A 20,733-nucleotide genomic window follows, 5' to 3' on the forward strand; every position below is an offset into this window, starting at 1 on the left:
TGTTTATTATTTTATACTAATGGTCTCAAGACTCCAAGACTCGATGCTTCTTTGAGAGTCAGAGATATTTCTGATTACATATAATATGTCCCCGGCCTTACTGCTAAATATATAATAAGGGGTAACTTCATAAAATGCTGAAACATTATTGATAGATGTATAATAATCCTTTTCAAAAGGGATATCTTTTATCCAATAATAGCTCGAGCCATTGAATTGTTTAATCGCTGTATTAGTCGGATTATAATACGAATTCGTTTGATTTATTGCGTAAAATGTATTTGTTTTGGCATTATGATCTATCCATAAATATTCATTAGAGTAAGAGCTTTTTTCATTAAACTTGCCAATTTCCGGAAGATCATCCCATGTTGAAGTATTTATTGTTGGAGTTTTGACTATGGAACCATAAGAGCCGATCAAATAATTACCATTTTCTGTTTGAAATATTTTCTTTCCTAGACTTTGATGCCAATAGTACTCTGTATAATTATTATTATCATCTAATTTAGACAAATCCAACAGAATAACCCCATTAGGAGAAACATTTTCTCTACTTCCTATAATGTATGGTTTGTTCATAACCTTTATAAGATTACTATTTCTGTCAAGTTGCGATGAATATCGACTAAGCCTACTGGTATTTCCATCCTTAAGATTGATGGCATACAACCCGTCACCTGAGTAGGTTGTAGTATGTGTCGTAAAATAGCAATAACCATTTTCTCCTGAAACTACACTATGTGTATTTAGATCAATATTGAATTGTTTGCTTATTTTTCTTGTTGGAATATCTATCTCGGTAACAAGTTCACTGAACCCAATATAAGCAAGTTTTCCATCTTCGGTTGCACTTATGCAATTAGGCGATTTTGGTAACTCAATTATAGTTTGCTGATTGTTTTTGAAAACAACCATATTATCAGGGTTTTGAGTCAAAACATACAATTCATCATTTACTTTTGAATAATATACATCTTTTACTGTACCATTTATTGCATATATATTATCTGCATTTCCTTTCCTTCCTGATACTTTTACCTGAATAGTGATATTGGGTTTTGATTTATCATTAGTTTTTATAACAATTTTACCTTCATAGTCTTTTTCTTCTAATTTTTCTCTGTTTAATGTAAATAATACAGATTGTATAGAAAAAGGACTAATCGCTTTAGGACTGCTGCTACAAATTAACCATTCCGGCGTACTGTCAACAGACCAAACAACAATACCATTATTACTTGTATTAGTTATGGAGAGTTCTAACTGATCCTTAGATTTTCCGAAATTTAAAAGATCCGTACTTATAGATAAGGTTGGATTTCCAAGATTCTGATAAACTATATTAAATGTATAAACATTATTGTTTTGTTTGAAGTATACAGTTCCAAGCTCACTATAGCCAAGACCTCCAGAAAGATTAATATCAGAGCTGGTTCTATAGCTGAAATTTAAGATATTATTACTAACAGACCCCGTATTTGAATTTATTTCCAGCCAAGATGGATATTTGATAATCTGGCATGCCCCATCAGGAAGCCCATTAACTGTAACTTCAGCCTGAGTAAACTCAGAAACTTTTTTATCTAAAGCTAAAACTCCTTCCGTTTTTATCGGATTGTCGATATTATTCTTGTTTTCATCCAGAAAATCATTACTACAAGCTGTCAGGATTGTAATAAAACCTATCAAAACTAAATTATAAATTTTTCTCATTTTCAGTGTAGTTAGTTGTTTTTATTTGTAAAAGCGGATACCCAAGCCCAGATTCAGATGCGCCAGATTTATTTTATTGTCACCCGATAGTTTTCCGGATTGACTTTGGTAACCGTCATTAAGAGTTACTTTTCCTATTGTACCGACCATGCTGCTTAGAGTAGCTCCGATTGATATATTTTTTGAGCAAAAATATTCTATACCTATTTCGCTGTTCATCCCAATAGTTCCTCCTGTTGCAACTATATTGTAGATAGAGCGGGCTTCATCTCTATAATGAAGATAGCCGATTGCGATTTGTGCTGTTAACTGGAATGGACTGTCACTATTAAATCTTGTCTGCATATAGAAAGACGGTCCAATAAAGTTATAATACATTCTTTCATCAATGTTAAGCATCTCAATATAACCATCTCCATCCGTATCAAATGCAAGATTATTTTTCTTTGACGATGATGTGAATAAGTGATACTTTAATCCTACACCCATATTAGCTTGAAAAAGATAATGGGCATCAATATCAAGGCTTTGTCCCCATTTAAGAGTTTTGTAAAAATCTTTAGCATCTTTTGAGGCCATTCCGGCATCAATTAAACTTCTTTCGGCTTCTTTAGAGCTGGCTGTTAGATAAGATGCACTTCCTGACAAACCAAATCTCCATTTATGCTCTTGAGCCGAAGCGTAGACTGTCATCATAATAAGACTAAGAATAAAAAAAAGTCGAGTCATAGTATTAGTGTTTTAGTAGTTATAGAATGTGTGATGTTTATAATTCATTTTCTTTTAATCTCTCTGCATTTTCTGCAATAGTCAGCTGATCTATAATGTTTTGAATGTCTCCATCCATTATTGCCGACAAATTATAAAGAGTAAGATTTATCCGGTGATCGGTTACACGTCCTTGCGGATAATTATACGTTCGTATTTTTGCAGATCGGTCTCCGGTTGATACCATAGTTTTTCTTTTCGAAGCAATTTCGTCCTGATATTTTGATAACTCAATGTCGTATAGCTTTGTCCGAAGCATCAATAATGCTTTTTCACGATTAGCTAACTGAGAACGGGCTTCCTGACACTGAATCATTATCCCTGTAGGTTTATGGGTAAGTTGAACTTTTGTTTCCACTTTATTTACATTTTGTCCACCCGCACCGCTTGATCTAGCTGTCTGCCATTCAAGATCTGCAGGATTTATTTCCACATCCACTTCTTCTGCTTCGGGCAAAACTGCTACAGTGGCGGCAGATGTATGTACACGTCCTTGGGTTTCGGTTTCAGGAACACGCTGCACACGATGAACACCCGATTCGTATTTCAGAATGCCATAGACACCTTCACCAGATACGGTAAAGATTATTTCTTTAAAACCACCTGATGAACCTTCTGTATAGCTTGTGAGTTCAGTTTTCCAACCCTTCGTTTCGCAGTATTTCTGATACATACGATAAAGATCACCCGCAAATATTGCAGCTTCATCTCCCCCTGTGCCGCCACGTATCTCAACTATGGCATCTTTTTCATCCTGAGGGTCAGCAGGAACAAGCAACAGTTTTATTTCTTCTTCGAGTGAAGGTAACCTGTTGTTGGCTGATTCGAGTTCTTCTTTAGCTATCTCTTTGAATTCCGGATCTGTTTCATTTTCTAAAATACTTTTCGCTTCCGAAATACTATTTAAGACTTGTTCGTATTCATTTCTGGCATCTACGATTTTTTCCAAATCCCTGTATTCCTTGTTTAGTTTAACATAACGTTTCATGTCGGATATCACATTGGGATCTGTTATTAACTTTCCGATTTCTTCGAAACGAATAACTAATGCATCTAATTTTTCGAGGAGTGATTGTTGACTCATTATTTTGTATTAAAAGGCTTTTTAGGTCTCAGACCTTTCTGCTCTCCATTCAATAGTAATCGGCACAGCCGACTATGTCATGTCTCGGAGAAATGATATTATGTTTATTTTACTGCAAACTTACATAAAAACCGTGATTAATAAGCCTGTTGAATCAAAATCACAAGATGATTTTTTCAGAAAAGGTAACAAAAGTAACGAGATCAGTGACCAATGATTGTAGTCATTATTCATTCCCATTACCTGTCGAATGCCGGATCGTAAGCAACCTCCGTCTCCAGAGAGTCAGACTTGACTTTGAGTGCTTCTCGTCTTGCTTGCATTTCTTCTTCCGTGAAATTACCGCTGCCATTGTCTTGCAGAAATTGAAGTTGATCCGCTGCCTCTTGATTCTGTACTATGATTTCCCAGGGCACGCGAATATTTTCTACCTTCTCTTCAATTTCTCCTTCTTTAGCCATTGCCATTTTCAGGGTCTTTTCATCTGCTGAATATTCTTTCATGGTCACTGTTTTTCCGGTCAGATATATTTCACCGTACTCATCTACGGCATATTTATAACGGGTTGTAGTTACGGTATAGCCATCCTCTAATCTTTGTTTGAGTATCTGTCGGGCTTTTTGAGCCAGCCGTTCGTCACGACCTGCACGGGCATCATCTATCATTTCTTTGAAATCGGTGTATTTCCGTGCCCATTGATAGAATGTTTTACGGCTGATGCTGTTCATTGTACAGATTTCACCCAATGTATACTCGTCTTGTTCTATTGCATCCGCTATTTTCTTGCCTAGTTGTTCTGTGTATTTTGCCATAATTGTAAAGTTTTTTTTAGGTATAGATAAAAAAATCTAAATCCGATTGTTGTTTGGATTTAGATTTTACCTAAGGTCTGTGACCTTAATACTTAATAGAGCCATATTGTTATGGCTAAAATGCTTGTTACGATATCAAACTATGTACAAAAGGAATCAACAGAGCGGTCATAACACCCATCAGTCCGATAGCTAATCCACTGATAGCGCCTTCGATTGTTCCCATCTCCATAGCTTTAACTGTGCCGACACTGTGTGCTGATGCTCCCATAGCTAGCCCTTTGGCTATACTACTCTTAATTCCTAACACTCTTAATACATATGGACCAACTATTCCGCCGTATATTCCGCAAAACAAAACGATAACAGCAGTCAGAGAAGGCATTCCCCCGCTTTGTGTCGAAATGTTTATGGCGATTGCGGTAGTCACTGATTTAGGCTCTAGAGTCATAACCAAAGCTTCGTCAGCACCTGTCAGTTTCGCAAGGACGATAACACTGATAATACCCGTAATACTACCTACGAATATAGAGGTAAGTATTGATATGACGTTGCCTTTCAGGTATGACATCTGTTCATATAGTATATACCCTAATGCAACAACGGACGGCCCTAATAAAAAACTGACAAATTGTCCTCCCTGCTGAAATTTATCATAGTCCATCTTTGTCACCTGTAGAAAGAGTATAATGATCGCTATTGATATAATTAACGGGTGTAATATTGCAACTCTTGTTTTTTTGAATATCCATTGACCAAACAAATAACTGCCGAATATGAGTACGAGTATAAACTCTGGAGTTTCAATTAATGCTTTCATCTTCTTTCTTTTTTTCCATGCGTTGTTGAACCAGTCCAACAACTGCGATTACTAAAATTGTGCTGATTGAGCATGTAATGATAATAGAAGCCCAGAATTTACTCAGAACACCGAATGAAGTCATAAGTCCGGCTCCGGACGGAATAAAAAATATTGCCATGTTTTTAGTAATGGCATTCGCTGTTGAGTCTACGCTATCCGTACGGATTAATTTAAGATAAAGAGCTAGGAATAATAACATCATCCCTATTATACTCCCGGGAACAAACCCTTTAATGAGGTAGCTGACACATTCTCCTATGAAGTAAAACAGAAGAATGATAAACATACCTTTTACCATTTTCATATAACTAATACCTAAAAATTAACGGTACAAAGTTATGCTTTTTTGAGCAGAGCTACTTGTTTTATCTCAATTTATTTCGTTGAGATCCTATTTATTTTAGCCTTGATTGAGTATTGTTTTTATCCTTGTATTATAGATTAGAGGGTTCGGTGTTTTTTGAGGAGAATTTGCTGAAATAAATGGAATTGATTATTTGCTATATAATAAATAGTTATCTTTTCTATCTTTATAGATCTCCATATTGAGGGGGCTGAAAATGAGATTTTTTAGTTTTCCTCCTCGAAAACTTCAAGAGACATTGTTTGTCCATCGAAAACAGCATAAGAAAAAAATGTGATCCAGTCTCCTAATATAATTATCCGTGAAGAAACCGATAACATGAGGTCGAGCATGATGTGTCGATGACCAAAAAGAAAGAAGTTGATAGATGGAGATTCTTTCAGCTGCTTTTTGGCAAAGAGAACAAGGTGTTCTTTATCTTCCCCCAGGTAATTCACAATTCCACCTGTAGCACGACTGTGGTTCGACCATTTGTGAGCAATCGCCAGAGCCCATCTCGGGTGTAGATTAGCGAATGCTTTACGGCACAATTGGCTGTGAAAGATATGCCTGATCAATTTAAATGACCTTGAGTCATCTCCGAGTCCATCCCCATGAGCCAGAAAAAACTTCTTTCTGTATATTTCAGTGACAAGAGGTTCGGTATGAACAATCATTCCACATTCTTTTTGCAAATAATCAGTCACCCATACATCGTGGTTTCCGATAAAAAAATGAATTTCTATACCCGAGTCTGTCAGTTCTGCAATTTTACCGAGTACCCGTGTAAAGCCTCTGGGTACAACATACTTATATTCAAACCAAAAATCAAAAATATCACCTAACAAATAAATGGTTTTAGCATCATTCTTTACAAAATCGAACCATCTGCAAAGCTTTCGCTCGATGTCGTGGTTGACAGGGAGATTGTTGTCCGTTTGTTTTTTACTGCCGGGTAGAGTCAATGCTCCTTTGTCATTTGTATTGTTCTTGTTGTGTGATGCAGATCCCAGATGAACATCAGAGAGGAAATATATTTTTTTCTTTTCGGACATATTAAGTATATGAAAATATTTAATGATATATCTTCAATTTATTACAAGCTTAAGCCATTTACCTGCTAAGCAATAAAAAGGTCTGAGACCTTAAATTATAAGAACCCAAGTTCGAGTTTAGCTTCTTCACTAAGCATATCTTTATTCCATTCGGGCTCAAAAGTCAGATTGACAATTACGTTTTTGAGGCTTTTGATTGATTCGAGTTTTAAACGAACGTCTTCGAGTATAAAATCAGCAGCCGGACAGTTCGGCGCAGTCAATGTCATAGTAATGGTTACATTTTTTTCTTCATCGACATCAACATTATAAACTAAGCCTAAATCGTATATATTTACAGGAATTTCAGGATCATATACTGTTTTCAGCATACGTACTATTTCCTCTTCTAGTTGCATTATATTATTATCCATAATTTTGAAATTAAGTAATAAAATGTATCAAATGATATATTTGGGTTCATAACAGGCTTTGCTTATTTTTAGTAACCAAAGCTATAAAAAGGTCTGAAGCCTTAATAAAAAGCAAATTTAAGGAATAAATATCTTTATTCTGCTATTGATAAAGAATTTTGATTGTCTGATATAGAAAAGCAATGATGTTAGTTCTACTCAGATAATCCTGTTTTCGTCTTTATAGCTATAAAATCCATCATCTGTAATAATCACATGATCTATCATCTGGATATCGACAAATGATGATGCAACACTGAGTTTAGTCGTAATGTCATCATCTTCCCTGCTTGGTGTTAAATTGCCCGATGGATGATTGTGTACAAGTATGATACCGGTTGCCAGACTTTCGATTGATTCCTTCATTATCATGCGTATATCTATCGTTATTCCATTCAGACCACCTTTGCTTACCTGTAATCTTTTTATAATCTTGTTAGCTGAATTTAATAATAATATCCAGCTTTCTTCGTGAGGTAAATCTCCTAAAATAGGCTGGAATAGATTGAAGATATCTATACTGGATTTTATCTGAGCCATTTTTTCTCTCTCGGAATCTTTTCTTCGTCTTCCTAATTCGAGGGCTGCAATAATGGTGATAGCTTTAGCTTCTCCTATACCGTTAAAGTTGTTGATTAGTTCATTTATTGATAATCGTCCTAAGGAATTTAGATTGTTTTTTACGAAGTGTAATATTCGTTGTGATAGTTCTACAGCCGTTTCATTCTTATTTCCCGATCCGATAAGTATTGCCAAAAGTTCTGCGTCAGACAGAGTCTGCACTCCCTTCATCAGGAGCTTTTCACGTGGACGGTCTTCTTCAGCCCAGTCTGTTATACGTAGTTTTTGTGTCGAGTTGTTCATAAAAGATCAAGTGTTGTATAAAAAAATCGTGTTTGGCACAAAGCTAAACACGATCTTTCGGAATATCAAATGATCTTCTTATTCTTTTACTCTTTCAACGTAAGAGCCGTCACGAGTATTGATTTTGATTTTTTCACCTTCGTTTATGAATAAAGGTACACGCACTTCTGCACCGGTTTCTACGGTCGCAGGTTTTAATGTGTTGGTTGCGGTGTCTCCTTTCAGTCCGGGTTCGGTGTATGTAATTTGCAATACAACATTCTGAGGTAGTTCGGCTGTAAGAATGGTTTCTGTTTCAGCATGTACCTGTACTTCTATTGTATCACCTTCCTTAAGAAAAGCCACCCCGTCAATCTGATTTCCGGGAATAGAAACTTGTTCGAATGTTTCGTTATTCATGAAATTATATCCCATATCATCTTTGTATAGATATTGATATGGACGTCTTTCGATACGTACTTCATCTAATTTGATTCCTGCGTTGAATGTTCTCTCAAGAATACGGCCTGTTGTAACACTGCGCATTTTTGTTCTCACAAAAGCAGCTCCTTTACCTGGTTTTACATGAAGGAATTCTATCACTACATAATATTGACCTTCGATGTCAATACACATACCGTTTCTTATATCTGCAGTAGTTGCCATAAAATGTATTTAGATTATTAAAATTATTCAGTTATGCTTATTAATAAGCTGATATGATATTTAAGATCGCAAAGATAGAAAAATATTACAAAGGCTTACAAATATTTATCTTGAAAAGGTCTCAGACCTTTTATTAAATCAATGAACAAGTTAACGAGCAGGAATGCATATCAGCTTGTTTACTTCTCAACTATAATAAGACCTATATTGTATAATTGAAAGAATCCAGATCCCCGAAATCCTGAGTCGTTTTAATTCTGGCTTCCGAATGATTGAACACGATAGAATAGGGGACAATGCTTTTTGTCAGCCAAACATTCCCACCGATGGTTGAATCATGTCCGATAATAGTTCCGCCTCCTAAAATAGTTGCACCTGCATATATTACAACATTATCCTCTATGGTCGGGTGTCTCTTTTTACCTTTTAAGTCTTTGTTTACAAATAAAGCTCCGAGAGTTACTCCTTGATAAATTTTGACATTTTCGCCTATCTGAGTAGTTTCTCCAATAACAATGCCTGTGCCGTGGTCGATATAAAAATTGTTGCCGATGTGTGCTCCGGGGTGTATATCTATACCTACTTGCGAATGTGCATGTTCAGAAAACAAACGGGGGATAATGGGAACTCCCTGTTCGAACAGAATGTGAGAAATCCTATGTACCGATAGAGCATAGAATCCGGGATATGTAAGAATAACTTCTTCTATGCTGCGGGCTGCGGGGTCGTTCTGGACATAGCATTTGGCTTCGTTATACAGTTTATGTTGCAAATCGGGTAATCCTGAGATGAAAGATTCAACTATTATTTCGGCTTTCTCACGTCCCATTAAATTGGAGATGTTTTCCAGCAGTATCGAAAACACAAAGTGCAGAGGGCGTGTAGAGCATCTGTTACTTTTGCATATTGGAAATAATAGTTGCTGAAAAATTGTGTCCAGAGCCTCTTCCAACTCATTTTTATTGATCGGGAGTGTATTTGATTTAGACTCAAGAAGGTCTGATATATGTGATAAACTGTTCATTTCGGTTTATAGTAGAATTTTAAAATACTTGTTGCATTTAATCAGCAATACGCCTGTAACCAGCGAAGTTATAACAATATAAGGAAATGATATAATATTTACAGCGAATAATAAAGATGTCCATCTGAGCACCATAGGGTGTATATAATATACAGCCGTTGATAACTGGCTGATAACACCTTCGCTTTTATCTATACCTGTCTTACTGTGCTGTAAAACGAAAATAAACAATGCCGGACATAAGATTAGCAACGAAAACATCAGGTTGTTCGTCTTTTGCTGTATCATATACAGGTAGGATTCCGACATCAGAAGTACAAAACCTATTGTTATGAGAATGATAACTGTGCTTTTAAATTGTTTAATATTGAATGTCTTAAGCAGATAGCCAAATAAGACAAACGGAAATCCAAAGAATAAACAATTGCGGTATTTGATCATTTCGACATTGGTATACGGGTCTTTCATTTGTATCATATAACCAATACCGAAAAGGATAATAGCTATAAGTATTAAAATAATCTTCTTTTTGATAATCTTATTCAAAAAGAAAAGTATAACGATTGCTCCAATAAGCCCCGGTAAATACCATAAGTGAAAAAATCCTGTGGCAAATACCCGGATGAATGTCGCGGTATCCAAATAAGGATAATACATAGGCAAATAAAACAGAGCCCATGCTATATACATTATAAAGAGTCGTTTTATATACTTTATAACTTTCGAAGTATTACTCAGGTCCAGAAAAAAACCATTAATAATAAAAAATAAAGGAACTGCTATTTTAGTTATTCCATGCGAAAAGAACCATCCGGATACATATCCCAACTGAGACCAAAATCCGCTGTCAGTCGGTGGATAAATAGATACAAATGGTGCGTGTATATTAATAACTAAAATACTTAATATAATCTTAAAGTAATCGAGTGTTATATTCCTTTCCTTCATTCTTAGTATTCTTCGTTGTAGTTGTCCCTGGCTCTTTTTCTGTCGTATATCTTTTTACTCTTGTGTACCTTTGTTGTAGCAGACCATCCTGTCGAATTTTCGATTTGTATTTCCCTGTCTGCTTTTTTTACAGCTTTTATATAGTCTTCTATTGTTATTTTTCTGTTTTTATTATTTTTCTTTTTCATTCTAAGGATTTCTTGTTTGTCCGTTCCCTTCAACAAGCCACTTATAACTGCATAATTCCTGTAAAGCCATTGGCCCTCTTGCGTGCATTTTTTGCGTGCTGATACCTATTTCGGCTCCTAATCCGAATTGAGCTCCATCCGTAAATGCAGTTGATGCGTTAACATAAACACATGCAGCATCTATCAGGGTTTCGAATAATTGGCTGGCTGATATATCTGCTGCGATAATAGCTTCGCTGTGCTGTGATCCGTATGCCGATATATGGGCAATAGCTTCGTTTATATTATTGACTGTTTTTACAGCCATTTTATAATCTAAAAATTCAGTACCGAAACTTTCGTCGGTGGCTTCTGCTAATAATTTATCGGGATAGCTGCCCGATAATACATTGTATGCCAATTTGTCTGCGTAGATTGTCACATTATCGTTAGCCAGTTCTTCACAAAGATAAGGTAAATCAGATAATCGTTCCTTGTCTATAATGAGACAATCTAGCGTGTTGCAAACGCTTACGCGCCTGGTTTTGGCATTATGTATGATTTTTCGTGCTATGTCACGGTCTCCGCTGGTATGGAAATAAGTATGGCAAACGCCTGCACCTGTTTCAATAACAGGTATGTGTGCATTTTCTCTCACATAATTGATCAGAGAGCTTCCTCCGCGGGGAATAATGAGGTCGACATATTTCCGTGCGTTTAACAACTGATCAATAACTTCTCTCTCTTTTGGCAGAAGAACGCATATATTTGGGTTGAGCCCTTTTTCATCAAGTATATTACGAATAATTTCGACGATAGCCTGATTCGAGAAGTATGCATCCGAACCACCTTTCAGGATACAGGCATTGCCTGATTTGAAACACAAAGAAAAAACATCGAACGATACATTGGGTCTGGCCTCAAAAATTACACCAACAACGCCAAACGGCACCGTTTTTTTTATCAGGTGTAATCCATTTTCTAAATGACGGTCGTCAAGAATACGTCCAACCGGAGAGGGTAGTGTTGCTACATTGCGTATATCGCTTACTATGCCTTTCAAACGGTCTTCAGTCAATTTCAGGCGGTCGTACTTAGGATTTTCCTTATCCATCCGTTGTAAATCTTTTTGATTTTCGGAAAGAATATGAAAAAAACTCTTTTCTGTTTCTTTGGCTATAGCCTCCAATATATTATTTATCTGTTCGTTGCTAAGCAGCAAAAGATCTTTGCTTGCTTTCTTTGCTGCTTCAAACAGCTTCTCCGTATCATCCATAACTTTTATTTGTCAATATATAAGTAATCGTAATGTATAATTGGTTTCGAATTATTATGTCCTATAAGTTTTGTTACTCCTTCGTTGTCAAAAGCTGTTCTGCCTACGCCTATTTGTTTTCCATATTCATCTATAATCTTTACAATATCATCAGCCTCGAATGTACCTATAACATTGGTAATTCCAACCGGCAAAAGGCTGACTGCTTTATTGCTCGTCAATACCTCTTTCGCTCCGTTATTGATGTGTATCTCACCTTTGGCAAAACTTTCGGAGTGGGCGATCCATTTTTTTACAGTCGAGACTCTTTTTGAAGAAGGATTGAATCGGGTACATATTGTTTGCGGTTTAGTTAATAAATCAGGCAATATGTTATCCTTTTTACCATTAGCTATAATCACTTCAACACCTTCTTCGGCTATTTTGCGGGCAATGTTGTACTTTGTCTGCATTCCTCCACGTCCTGCACTCGATTTAGATGTTTGTATATAGTCTTCTATATTGTCTTTTTTTGTATCTATTTCTAGTATGACTTTCGATTTGGGATCCGCCGGATTTCCATCGAAAATACCATCTATATTGCTGAGTATAATGAGAGTCCGGCAATTCATCATGGTCGCTACCAGTCCCGATAGTTCATCGTTATCGGTAAACATCAATTCATTGACCGAAATGGTATCGTTTTCGTTTACAATAGGGATAATCCCATTCTCCAGCATGACAGTCATACAGTTTCGCTGATTCAAGTAATGGCGTCTTGTCGCAAAATCTTCTTTTGTAGCCAAAATCTGTCCGCACACTATGTTGTAATGATCGAACAACGTGTAATACTGATTTATCAGTCTTACCTGTCCTACCGCAGAATATAACTGACGGGCTGAGACCAGATCCAATTTGTTTTTGGGCTTCAGAGCCGATTTGCCGGACGCAACCGCACCCGATGAAACCAGTATAATCTCGTATCCGAGTTTGCGGAGTTCAGCCATTTGGTCTACCAATGCCGACATTCTTGTTATATCGAGAGAGCCGTCTTTACGCCCTAATACATTACTCCCTATTTTAATTACAATCCGGCATTTATAAGTTGCCTTTGTTTTCATAATATGATATAAAAATTGCTTTATCTACAAAAATAATAAAATTGGATATATAAAATAAGGTCACAGACCTATTTATTACTTTGGCAAGTATAACCGACTAAGTTTGTTTAACTTGAAAATATATCATTAAATTCTTTCATTTATTAAAAAGCCGCAGTGATATATCTCTGCGGCTTTTGTTATAGAAAGGTCTGCGACCTTAGTAATGTTAATGTATTTTATACTTGTCTCCTGTTTCTTTAGCCACTTTATCATAATAGTTTTGCGGGTATCCAACACGCTGCGGTGAAGATGGACCTCCATGCTCGTTGCGGATAAATTGTCCGTCTTTTTCTTTACGAACTACTCCGTCCATATATTTTATAGTAAGGAATTCTCCTAGTTTTTTCCATCTGTCGAATGCAAATTGGGCTTTTTCTGTGCTGTAAGCAGTTAAGAAAGCTATGGCCTTGTCGGGAGATTCAGCATATAGTTGTTTTGCTTTTGCTTCGATTTCTGCTTGTTGAGAAATGAATTTGCCTTCCAGTTCCTGTTGTACTTTCTGTACCTCAGGGTACATATAGTTGTACTTGTTATATACCATATTAGACACCCAGTTGTGAATCCAAAATCCGGAAGTCCAAGAGAAGGTATACAAATCGCCATTGCCAATTCTGTAACATTCAGGAGTTTCGGTGATTGAACAATACATCGGTGTGAATACAGTCATAGCGGCATCATCTACTCCAAACCAAAGTACGCCTCCGATTGCATTGGGTAGCCATGAGCGCATTTGTGAAACAAATACAAAACCGGTTTGCTGTGTCGATATTGGACGTTCGTTACAATATTTTACAGAATCTGATTTCCATTCGAGAGGAGCCCATCTGTATGGTGATTCGAATGGTCCTGCTCCGGCATCGTAACGTCCGTCAAGAGGAGTATCTTCATAATGATCTCTCATCATCGCTTGTACATCACTCAAGCTCAGTTTTCTGTCTGGTTTGATGTATAATGGCATCGGGTCTTGTGTTTTACCCTGTGCGTAAGTCACAAATTTAGCCATGTCCTTATTGTAGCGATTGAAAAAGCTCCAGACACGGGCTTCGCAAAAACGTTGTCCTCCGAAATCGAGCGGGTTGTATGCTTTCGCAAAGCTGAAGTCTGCATCTTTGCCCGAATAGTATCCTTTTTCCTTAGCAAATGATATTACATCTTTCGAATAAATACAGTTTTTTGTATCATTCAGAGGAAACTGCTGTATCCGAGATTGGTTTGCATGTGCTGATATACAATCGTCCGGAATCCGTACGGCAGCCCACACTGCTCCTTTTCGGTCTTTTCCTTTTCCGATCATTTCAAGCACCCATATTTCATTCGGGTCTGCGATAGAAAATGATTCACCGCTGCTAGCGTATCCATATTCATTAACCAAGTCGGTCATTACTTTAATCGCGTCTTTGGCGTTTTTTGCACGTTGAAGTGTTATGTATATCAAGCTCCCGTAATCTATAATTCCGGCAGGATCAACTAATTCTTCACGTCCGCCGAATGTAGTTTCGGCAATTGTAAGTTGATGCTCATTGGTGTTGCCTACTACATTATAGGTCTGTGCGGCTTGTTTTATTTCACCTAAATATTTTCCGGTGTCCCATTCATACACTTTCAGCATTTCATCTTTAGTGTAAGTTTTAGCCGGCCAATGATACAGTTCTCCGTATAACGCGTAAGAGTCGGCAGAGTAGGATACTAATGTAGATCCGTCTGTGGAGGCTGCTTTTCCCACTAATAGATTTGTACAGGCAAATCCATTCGGAAAAGATATTGCAGCCATAAAAAGCAGAAATAAAACCTTCTTCATTCTTTATATTTTGCAAATTATATTTAAACAGTAGCCAAATATCCGATTTTTTAGTCGAAAATCTGTACTTTTGATCGTAAAGATATATTATATCGAACAAAGAAGAAAATATTGATAGGGTGTATTTGACACATATTAAAATATTAAAAATATTTCTTATAATTTGATAATATTATATGTTGTAGAATATGTTTTTTTATTTGGTGTGTAAGCCGGAAATCTTTTCCTTTGTATCGATAACCTAAAACAATCTTTTTACCTTAAACACTAATACCTAAATTAACTCATAAAAGGAGGTTTTGTGAAAAATCTCCTTTTATTATATCCTGTCCATTATTTTATCTTGTCTAATAGTTTTCTGCTCCGGATATTTATTACATTTGTTTGTTAATTTTTCTGAATATTATATCTATTGTATGAAAAAAGCATTGAAGGGGTATTTACTACTTATTTGTTTGTTGGTGAGCATGTCTGTATTATCGAAAAATGATCAGACCGAAATTCATTTTTTCTCGGTTTATGAGCTGTCTCCCAAAACAACAGCATTAGTAATTAATCAAGCAGAATCAGAAGATGATATCACTTTGTTAGATGAAGTATTTAATAGTATTGATGAGTCGGATTCTATTCGTGCCGAATTTTATTCTAGCTTGTATGACAATAAAAAATTTACGACACTTCATTATTATGACACTACAGGTGTCTATAAATTAATGATTAATAAGAAATTATCAAAAGAACTCTTGCCCCTTATTGAAAACGAATACTACATATATGGTTTACAAGGATATTCTAAGTCTAAAATAAAAGACATAACATTAGCCTTGGATGAATGTATGACTAATGTATTTGCTTTTCCGCTACAGAATTTCGATGTAAAGCAAAATGGACATCCTATTTTAGCAACAGATCAGAAGCTGGATATTGTATACGGAAAAGAGTATAAAGATGCCGAGCAAAAGATAAACCAATATTTTGATAATATCGAAGCGGATTATAAAGACCAGACTTCAGTGGTGGTATTCGCAAATATAGGCGATTTGTATCTGGCTTATAGTGATGATTTTAAATGGAATCAGAACCTGTCGGAAGATACTAAATGTTTTTTCCCGTCTCGGATGGCATTTAAAATAGAACCAGATAAGGGAGTTAATCTTATCTGGTCGGATGGTTTGGATTTATATGGAATTCCTTGTGATTAAAATTAAAGCCTTATAATATTTCAATCGAGCTTGTATCTGATCTCATCAAATAGAAGGGGCAAGAATGACTCATCTATTCCTGCGGATATTAGTTCTGCCTTGTCGTCCTCAAATAATTTTAGGAACTGATCAAATACCGAAAGTTTTGATATCACATTTAAATAATGGCTAAGAGCTGTTTTTTTATTGTTCAGGCATAATTGTACATGTCCTGCATTCAGGAAATCATGAGCGTTGGGCTTGTCCGATAATATTTGTTGATAATATTTCTCGGCAACATCAAACTTCCGCAGAAGAAAAGCGGTCCATGCTATCGGACGCCATGCTTTATTACTTTTGGTTTCGAGTACTTCTACCTTGAAATAGCAGTTCAGAGCTTGGTCATATTCTCCTAATTCTAAATAACAGTGACCGATATTTAATTCGAGATTCAGATTGTTTGGATTTAATTGTGCTGCCCTTTGGTAATACTCAAGAGAATGTTTCGGATCTTTTAGAGAGCGGTATGTTTGCGCAATCCGCTTAATTATCCATGAATTATTAGGTGAAAATACTTCCGCTTGCAGATAAGCATCCAGTGCACCTTGCAAATCGTTTAATATCTGCTTACAGTATCCGATCTTTTGCCATATGTCAGAGTCTTCGATGTGAATTTTGACGAGTTTTTGATATACCGGTAAAGCATCCGAAAAGAAGTTTTTGTCGAAACAGAAATTAGCTATCTGCAGCATGTTTTCTTTTCCTGCAATGAGTGGGGATATCGAATTCAGATCATAAAAATTTAATCGTAGAGTAAATATGTCAAAAAAGTTGCTCCGGTATGGATATAGTTTGAAAAATCGGTACAAATCCTGTATATATTGATTTGAAATTACATCTTCGGCAATTGTAGGGTTAAGGGATTCTGCGTCCTTTTGTAATTCCTTCAATTGTTCGGATTCTTCATTGAATCGCATGGACATCATTTCGCGTTGAGCCGAAGGAATTTGTAACAGGCTCAAAGCAAAAGAGTATTTGTCCGAATTACACATGTGCCCGGAATTGAGAACAGCTGTTTGAAGGAATCCGCTAGTGCCCTCTTTGCTCGAAAATATGGTTTGCAGTTCAGAATAAGTTGTATCGAAAGGTAAAAACCAGTTGCTCATATCTCCGAAGAATGTAAAATTCTTGAGATTGGCAAAAGTCGAATGAAAAACATCGGCTCCTTCCATCTGAAGACTCGAATATTCTTGCAGTTTGTTTGCCAATCCCGAGTTTTCGAGTTCTTTTTTCCAATCAGGATTTTTATCGGCAAAATCGGTTTCACCCATTAAGTCCTCCATGTTGAGCTTTTTTCCTGCGAGAGAATTGAATTTCATCATTTCAGGAATAATTTCCTCTGTCAATTTGCGGCTGATTTCTTCAGTCTCTCTTGATCTGATCAATTGCTTAACCACAGTTAGAATTGATTTTTTGAATGAATCATTTTCAATCAGCGCTTCAAGTCTGAAGTGGCATTCGGGATACAGTTTCCATCTCTTGTCATACATCTGTAGGACGATGATCAACCCGACTATCGCTCTTTGTCTGATGGTTATATCGCTGGCTTTACAAGCTTCGATAAGTACAGTTACTTTGCCTGAATCGAACCGATGAAACAGACTCATCGTTATTGCTGATATAAATAAGCTCTTTTCACGGACAGGAACATCCTGATTAGATATAAAACTTAAATATTCTTCTTCGTCACCGACATTTGCTCTCGGTGAAGTAAATACAAAGTTAAACATGTCAGAGCCTATTCGCTCTCTTTTTATTGCCAGATCTCTCTTCTGTATGCGTGAGGTTTCGCTGTCATCAAGTAATTCAAGGACAGATAAGGATGCTGATATTTCTTTCAGCTGTTTTATGAAATCACTGAATGCAATAACCGGACGTGCAGCCATTATTCTCAAACGTTCATAGAATAAATTGGAAGAGTCTATCGAAAGCAGTTCGTCTGACGAATCATCTGTTATTTCATATAGTGTCCGCAGGATATTATTATATATAGTATCCTTTTGGGTATCTTCCAGTCCCTCGAACTGATAATGGAGCATATATGTGTAGTTGGTCTCAAGTTCCGATAATCTTTCGGATATTCTCCAGTCCTGTACATTTACAACCAATTTTGTTAATAGCTCAAAAGCATCTTTCAACTGACGTTTTGACAGTTTATCGAGTATATTCTTTTTAATATTCAGTATTTCTGTACTGCTCATACTTTTCTCCCTTATTGTTTTAACCGCAATAATTTATTCATTCAATAATAGAACCGATGGCATTGACTTGATCCATGACGGATGTTTTTCTTTTAGTGTACGCCAGCTGTTTAGACTGATCATTACCAAATTGTGCTTGTTGAAGATATCTCTGTCAACGGGGATATTATTGTTCCAAAGCTGGAACAGATAAGGATTTACAGCCTTGATTTCTCTGACACTTTTTACAAAATCTATAGAACTGTCCATTAAGCCTATTCCGTCCCATAGGGTTATACGGACATACGAATGACGGGCAATCCGACCCATAAAATCACCAAGAAAAACATCATTTTCGTCAAGTACGGGCACTATCACGTTCTTTATCTCTGTAAGACCTTTATCAATAAATATGCCAACAGGTGCATTGGCGTGGGTTAAAATAGAACGTGTACCTTCGTCGAGTGATAAGATATTGGTTGTCGCAGCTTTTTTCGTTCTGGTTATCCACGAATAAATGTGCGAAGGAATGTGAAGTATTGTATTTGAGACTCCGAGTATATACCCCAGAAAATTCCCTTTACCTCCATAGATAGAGTTATGGGCACTGATCAAGAGAAAATCATAATTGCCGTTATTACTCATCTGTGCAATCTTACGGGTTGGATTTGCAGCAACTTCAAAAATAGGTGTTATCGGTTGATTAAGAGCCTTGGATGCATATATTACCGGATCGAAAACATCGTGTTCTTCATCTTCCATATCGTGTTGGTACAAATTATTTCCCGGAGATATGTGTACCATATCTATTTCTGAATAAAGATGGTCTTTCTTTACAAAAGAACTGGCTATAAGCAGTAATTTCTTACCAACCACAGAATTCTCGAAAGAGATAAGTATTTTGTACGTCTTACGTTGTGATACTTCTGTTTCAACCGGTCTGTTTTTAAATATCCTTTCTATTAAATCCAGAATCGGACTTGTGAGAAATGTTGTCACCAAAGCCATTACGACCATCATAGCGAATATTTCGGGAGGGAGTATTCCCAGATCGTAACCGATATTCAATACTACAAGCTCCATCAATCCCCTTGTATTCATCAATGCTCCGATGGTCATACTCGATTTCCAGTCGAAACCTAAATATTTCGAAACAAGAGTTCCTCCTACCAGTTTGCCGAAAGTAGCGATAAATATAATGCATCCGCACAATGCCCAAAGTTCGGGAGTGTTGAGCAAGCCTATTTTAGTATTAAGTCCTGTATATACAAAAAACAGAGGTAATAAAACGACCAGCGAAATATCTTCGACTTTATCTACAAACAATTTTCTGAAATTGAGATTAGGAGGCATAATAACTCCTGCCAGAAACGCTCCGAAAAGAGGATGTATGCCGATTATACTTGTAAGATATGCCGATAAAAATAAGGTGAGAAAGAAAATCCCGATTACGGATTTGCTTATAATATTATTCGAAGTCTGGAGATCTGCAATCCTTTGAAGGAAAGGTCTGACCAGTTTAAACATTACTATAACATACAATACGGCAAATGCAATCACGTACAAAGAGCTGATAAATGTTCCCGCTTTTGCAATAGCTATTACTGCAGCTAAGAGACACCAAGCGGTGATATCATCGACGGCCGCACATGTAATGACCATTGCCCCTAATGGGGTTTTGTTGAGTCCCCTTTCATGCACAATTCTAGCCAAAACCGGAAATGCAGTAATACTCATCGCTATACCCATAAATAAAGCGAAAGGTAAAAAATGCACATCGGTAAACGTAAAATAAGGGTATATGAAGTAAGCGAATGTAGTACCCATGACAAAAAGCAGACCTATACATGAGTGGCTTATAATAACGGCATCATTTGCTCTGTTCTTCAATACCTTGAGATCGAGTTCCATACCTACGATAAACATAAACAGAATAAGACCGATCTCACTCAGCAACTTTATATTATGGATTGATGATTCGGGAAATACAACAGCTGATATTTCCGGAAAATAAGCTCCTAGTAGTGAGGGACCCAATACCACGCCGGCAATAATTTCGCCAATAACTGTTGGCTGTCCTATGCGCTGGCATATCCATCCGAAGAAACGAACAAAAAAGAGTATTACTATGATCTGAAGAATTAGTAAGGCTGCCGAACTTGTGGCTTCTTCTGCAACCGATCTTATAAAATCATTCCATGCTGAAGTATTATTCGTTAATTCTGTAATATTCTTTCCTGCTTCCAGATTGCCCTTTCCCAGACTGATTACCGTATATAAAAGTAGTGCTGTTATAGTTAGAACTGAAGTGTAAAAAATTAAGTTTTTATATTTTTTCATATTTTTCGTACACCTT

At 36.5% G+C, this 20,733-nt stretch carries 19 protein-coding genes; 1 reads left to right on the forward strand and 18 read right to left on the reverse strand.

From position 1 onward, the window contains the following. Positions 1-6: 6 nt before the first annotated feature. The 16 genes from AABJ51_RS03470 to AABJ51_RS03545 all read right to left on the reverse strand — a co-directional run bounded on the left by AABJ51_RS03470 (position 7) and on the right by AABJ51_RS03545 (position 14,956). The gene (locus AABJ51_RS03470) at positions 7-1,716 is read right to left on the reverse strand and encodes a BACON domain-containing protein (RefSeq protein ID WP_338374414.1); all 1,710 of its coding nucleotides are present in this window, start codon (positions 1,714-1,716) and stop codon (positions 7-9) included. A 21-nt stretch (positions 1,717-1,737) separates the two neighbouring features. Next, positions 1,738-2,445, reverse strand: a complete 708-nt coding sequence (locus tag AABJ51_RS03475) for an outer membrane beta-barrel protein (protein WP_338374415.1) — start codon at positions 2,443-2,445, stop codon at positions 1,738-1,740. Positions 2,446-2,482: 37 nt separating this feature from the next. Beyond that, the gene (prfA, locus tag AABJ51_RS03480; protein WP_026625088.1) at positions 2,483-3,568 is read right to left on the reverse strand and encodes a peptide chain release factor 1; all 1,086 of its coding nucleotides are present in this window, start codon (positions 3,566-3,568) and stop codon (positions 2,483-2,485) included. A gap of 239 nt (positions 3,569-3,807) precedes the next feature. Next, positions 3,808-4,380: a terminase small subunit-like protein gene (locus AABJ51_RS03485; RefSeq protein WP_338374416.1), complete on the reverse strand. Its 573-nt coding sequence runs from the start codon at positions 4,378-4,380 to the stop codon at positions 3,808-3,810. Positions 4,381-4,507: 127 nt separating this feature from the next. Then, entirely contained in the window at positions 4,508-5,200 is a 693-nt protein-coding gene (locus AABJ51_RS03490) for an LrgB family protein (RefSeq protein WP_026625090.1), read from the reverse strand. Continuing rightward, the gene (locus tag AABJ51_RS03495) at positions 5,184-5,540 is read right to left on the reverse strand and encodes a CidA/LrgA family protein (RefSeq protein WP_026625091.1); all 357 of its coding nucleotides are present in this window, start codon (positions 5,538-5,540) and stop codon (positions 5,184-5,186) included. Before AABJ51_RS03495 ends, AABJ51_RS03490 begins: the two co-directional genes overlap by 17 nt. A 272-nt stretch (positions 5,541-5,812) precedes the next feature. Further along, positions 5,813-6,640, reverse strand: a complete 828-nt coding sequence (locus AABJ51_RS03500; RefSeq protein ID WP_338374417.1) for a UDP-2,3-diacylglucosamine diphosphatase — start codon at positions 6,638-6,640, stop codon at positions 5,813-5,815. Between the two features lie 95 nt (positions 6,641-6,735). Further along, on the reverse strand, positions 6,736-7,053 hold the full coding sequence (locus AABJ51_RS03505; RefSeq protein WP_026625093.1) for a metal-sulfur cluster assembly factor: 318 nt from the start codon (positions 7,051-7,053) through the stop codon (positions 6,736-6,738). A 198-nt stretch (positions 7,054-7,251) separates the two neighbouring features. Then, a complete protein-coding gene (gene radC / locus AABJ51_RS03510) occupies positions 7,252-7,956 on the reverse strand; it encodes a RadC family protein (protein WP_026625094.1) in 705 nt (234 codons plus the stop codon). Positions 7,957-8,034: 78 nt separating this feature from the next. Further along, positions 8,035-8,601 (reverse strand): elongation factor P, encoded by a 567-nt coding sequence (gene efp, locus AABJ51_RS03515; RefSeq protein ID WP_026625095.1) that lies wholly within the window; start codon positions 8,599-8,601, stop codon positions 8,035-8,037. 202 nt (positions 8,602-8,803) lie between these two features. Beyond that, positions 8,804-9,625: a serine O-acetyltransferase EpsC gene (epsC, locus tag AABJ51_RS03520; protein WP_026625096.1), complete on the reverse strand. Its 822-nt coding sequence runs from the start codon at positions 9,623-9,625 to the stop codon at positions 8,804-8,806. Between the two features lie 6 nt (positions 9,626-9,631). Further along, positions 9,632-10,573 (reverse strand): acyltransferase family protein, encoded by a 942-nt coding sequence (locus tag AABJ51_RS03525; protein WP_338374418.1) that lies wholly within the window; start codon positions 10,571-10,573, stop codon positions 9,632-9,634. Between the two features lie 2 nt (positions 10,574-10,575). Further along, positions 10,576-10,761, reverse strand: coding sequence for a hypothetical protein (locus AABJ51_RS03530; RefSeq protein ID WP_338374419.1), 186 nt, complete (start codon positions 10,759-10,761; stop codon positions 10,576-10,578). A gap of 1 nt (position 10,762) precedes the next feature. Beyond that, positions 10,763-12,016, reverse strand: coding sequence for a glutamate-5-semialdehyde dehydrogenase (locus AABJ51_RS03535; RefSeq protein WP_338374420.1), 1,254 nt, complete (start codon positions 12,014-12,016; stop codon positions 10,763-10,765). Between the two features lie 5 nt (positions 12,017-12,021). Further along, positions 12,022-13,116 carry a glutamate 5-kinase gene (gene proB / locus AABJ51_RS03540; protein ID WP_338374422.1) on the reverse strand — a complete coding sequence of 365 codons (1,095 nt, stop codon included), beginning with the start codon at positions 13,114-13,116 and terminating at the stop codon, positions 12,022-12,024. A 208-nt stretch (positions 13,117-13,324) separates the two neighbouring features. Beyond that, complete coding sequence (locus AABJ51_RS03545) at positions 13,325-14,956, reverse strand: C69 family dipeptidase (protein WP_338374423.1); 1,632 nt, start codon at positions 14,954-14,956, stop codon at positions 13,325-13,327. Positions 14,957-15,372: 416 nt separating this feature from the next. Here AABJ51_RS03545 and AABJ51_RS03550 point away from each other — a divergent pair, with 416 nt between their 5' ends. After that, positions 15,373-16,158, forward strand: a complete 786-nt coding sequence (locus AABJ51_RS03550) for a hypothetical protein (RefSeq protein WP_338374424.1) — start codon at positions 15,373-15,375, stop codon at positions 16,156-16,158. Positions 16,159-16,178: 20 nt separating this feature from the next. Here AABJ51_RS03550 and AABJ51_RS03555 read toward each other — a convergent pair whose 3' ends face one another. After that, the gene (locus tag AABJ51_RS03555; RefSeq protein ID WP_338374425.1) at positions 16,179-18,398 is read right to left on the reverse strand and encodes a tetratricopeptide repeat protein; all 2,220 of its coding nucleotides are present in this window, start codon (positions 18,396-18,398) and stop codon (positions 16,179-16,181) included. A 33-nt stretch (positions 18,399-18,431) separates the two neighbouring features. Further along, entirely contained in the window at positions 18,432-20,717 is a 2,286-nt protein-coding gene (locus tag AABJ51_RS03560) for a cation:proton antiporter (protein ID WP_338374426.1), read from the reverse strand. Positions 20,718-20,733: the final 16 nt, after the last annotated feature.

Source organism: Indolivaga capnocytophagoides (assembly GCF_036511535.1).
GTDB lineage: Bacteria > Bacteroidota > Bacteroidia > Bacteroidales > Dysgonomonadaceae > Dysgonomonas_A > Dysgonomonas_A capnocytophagoides.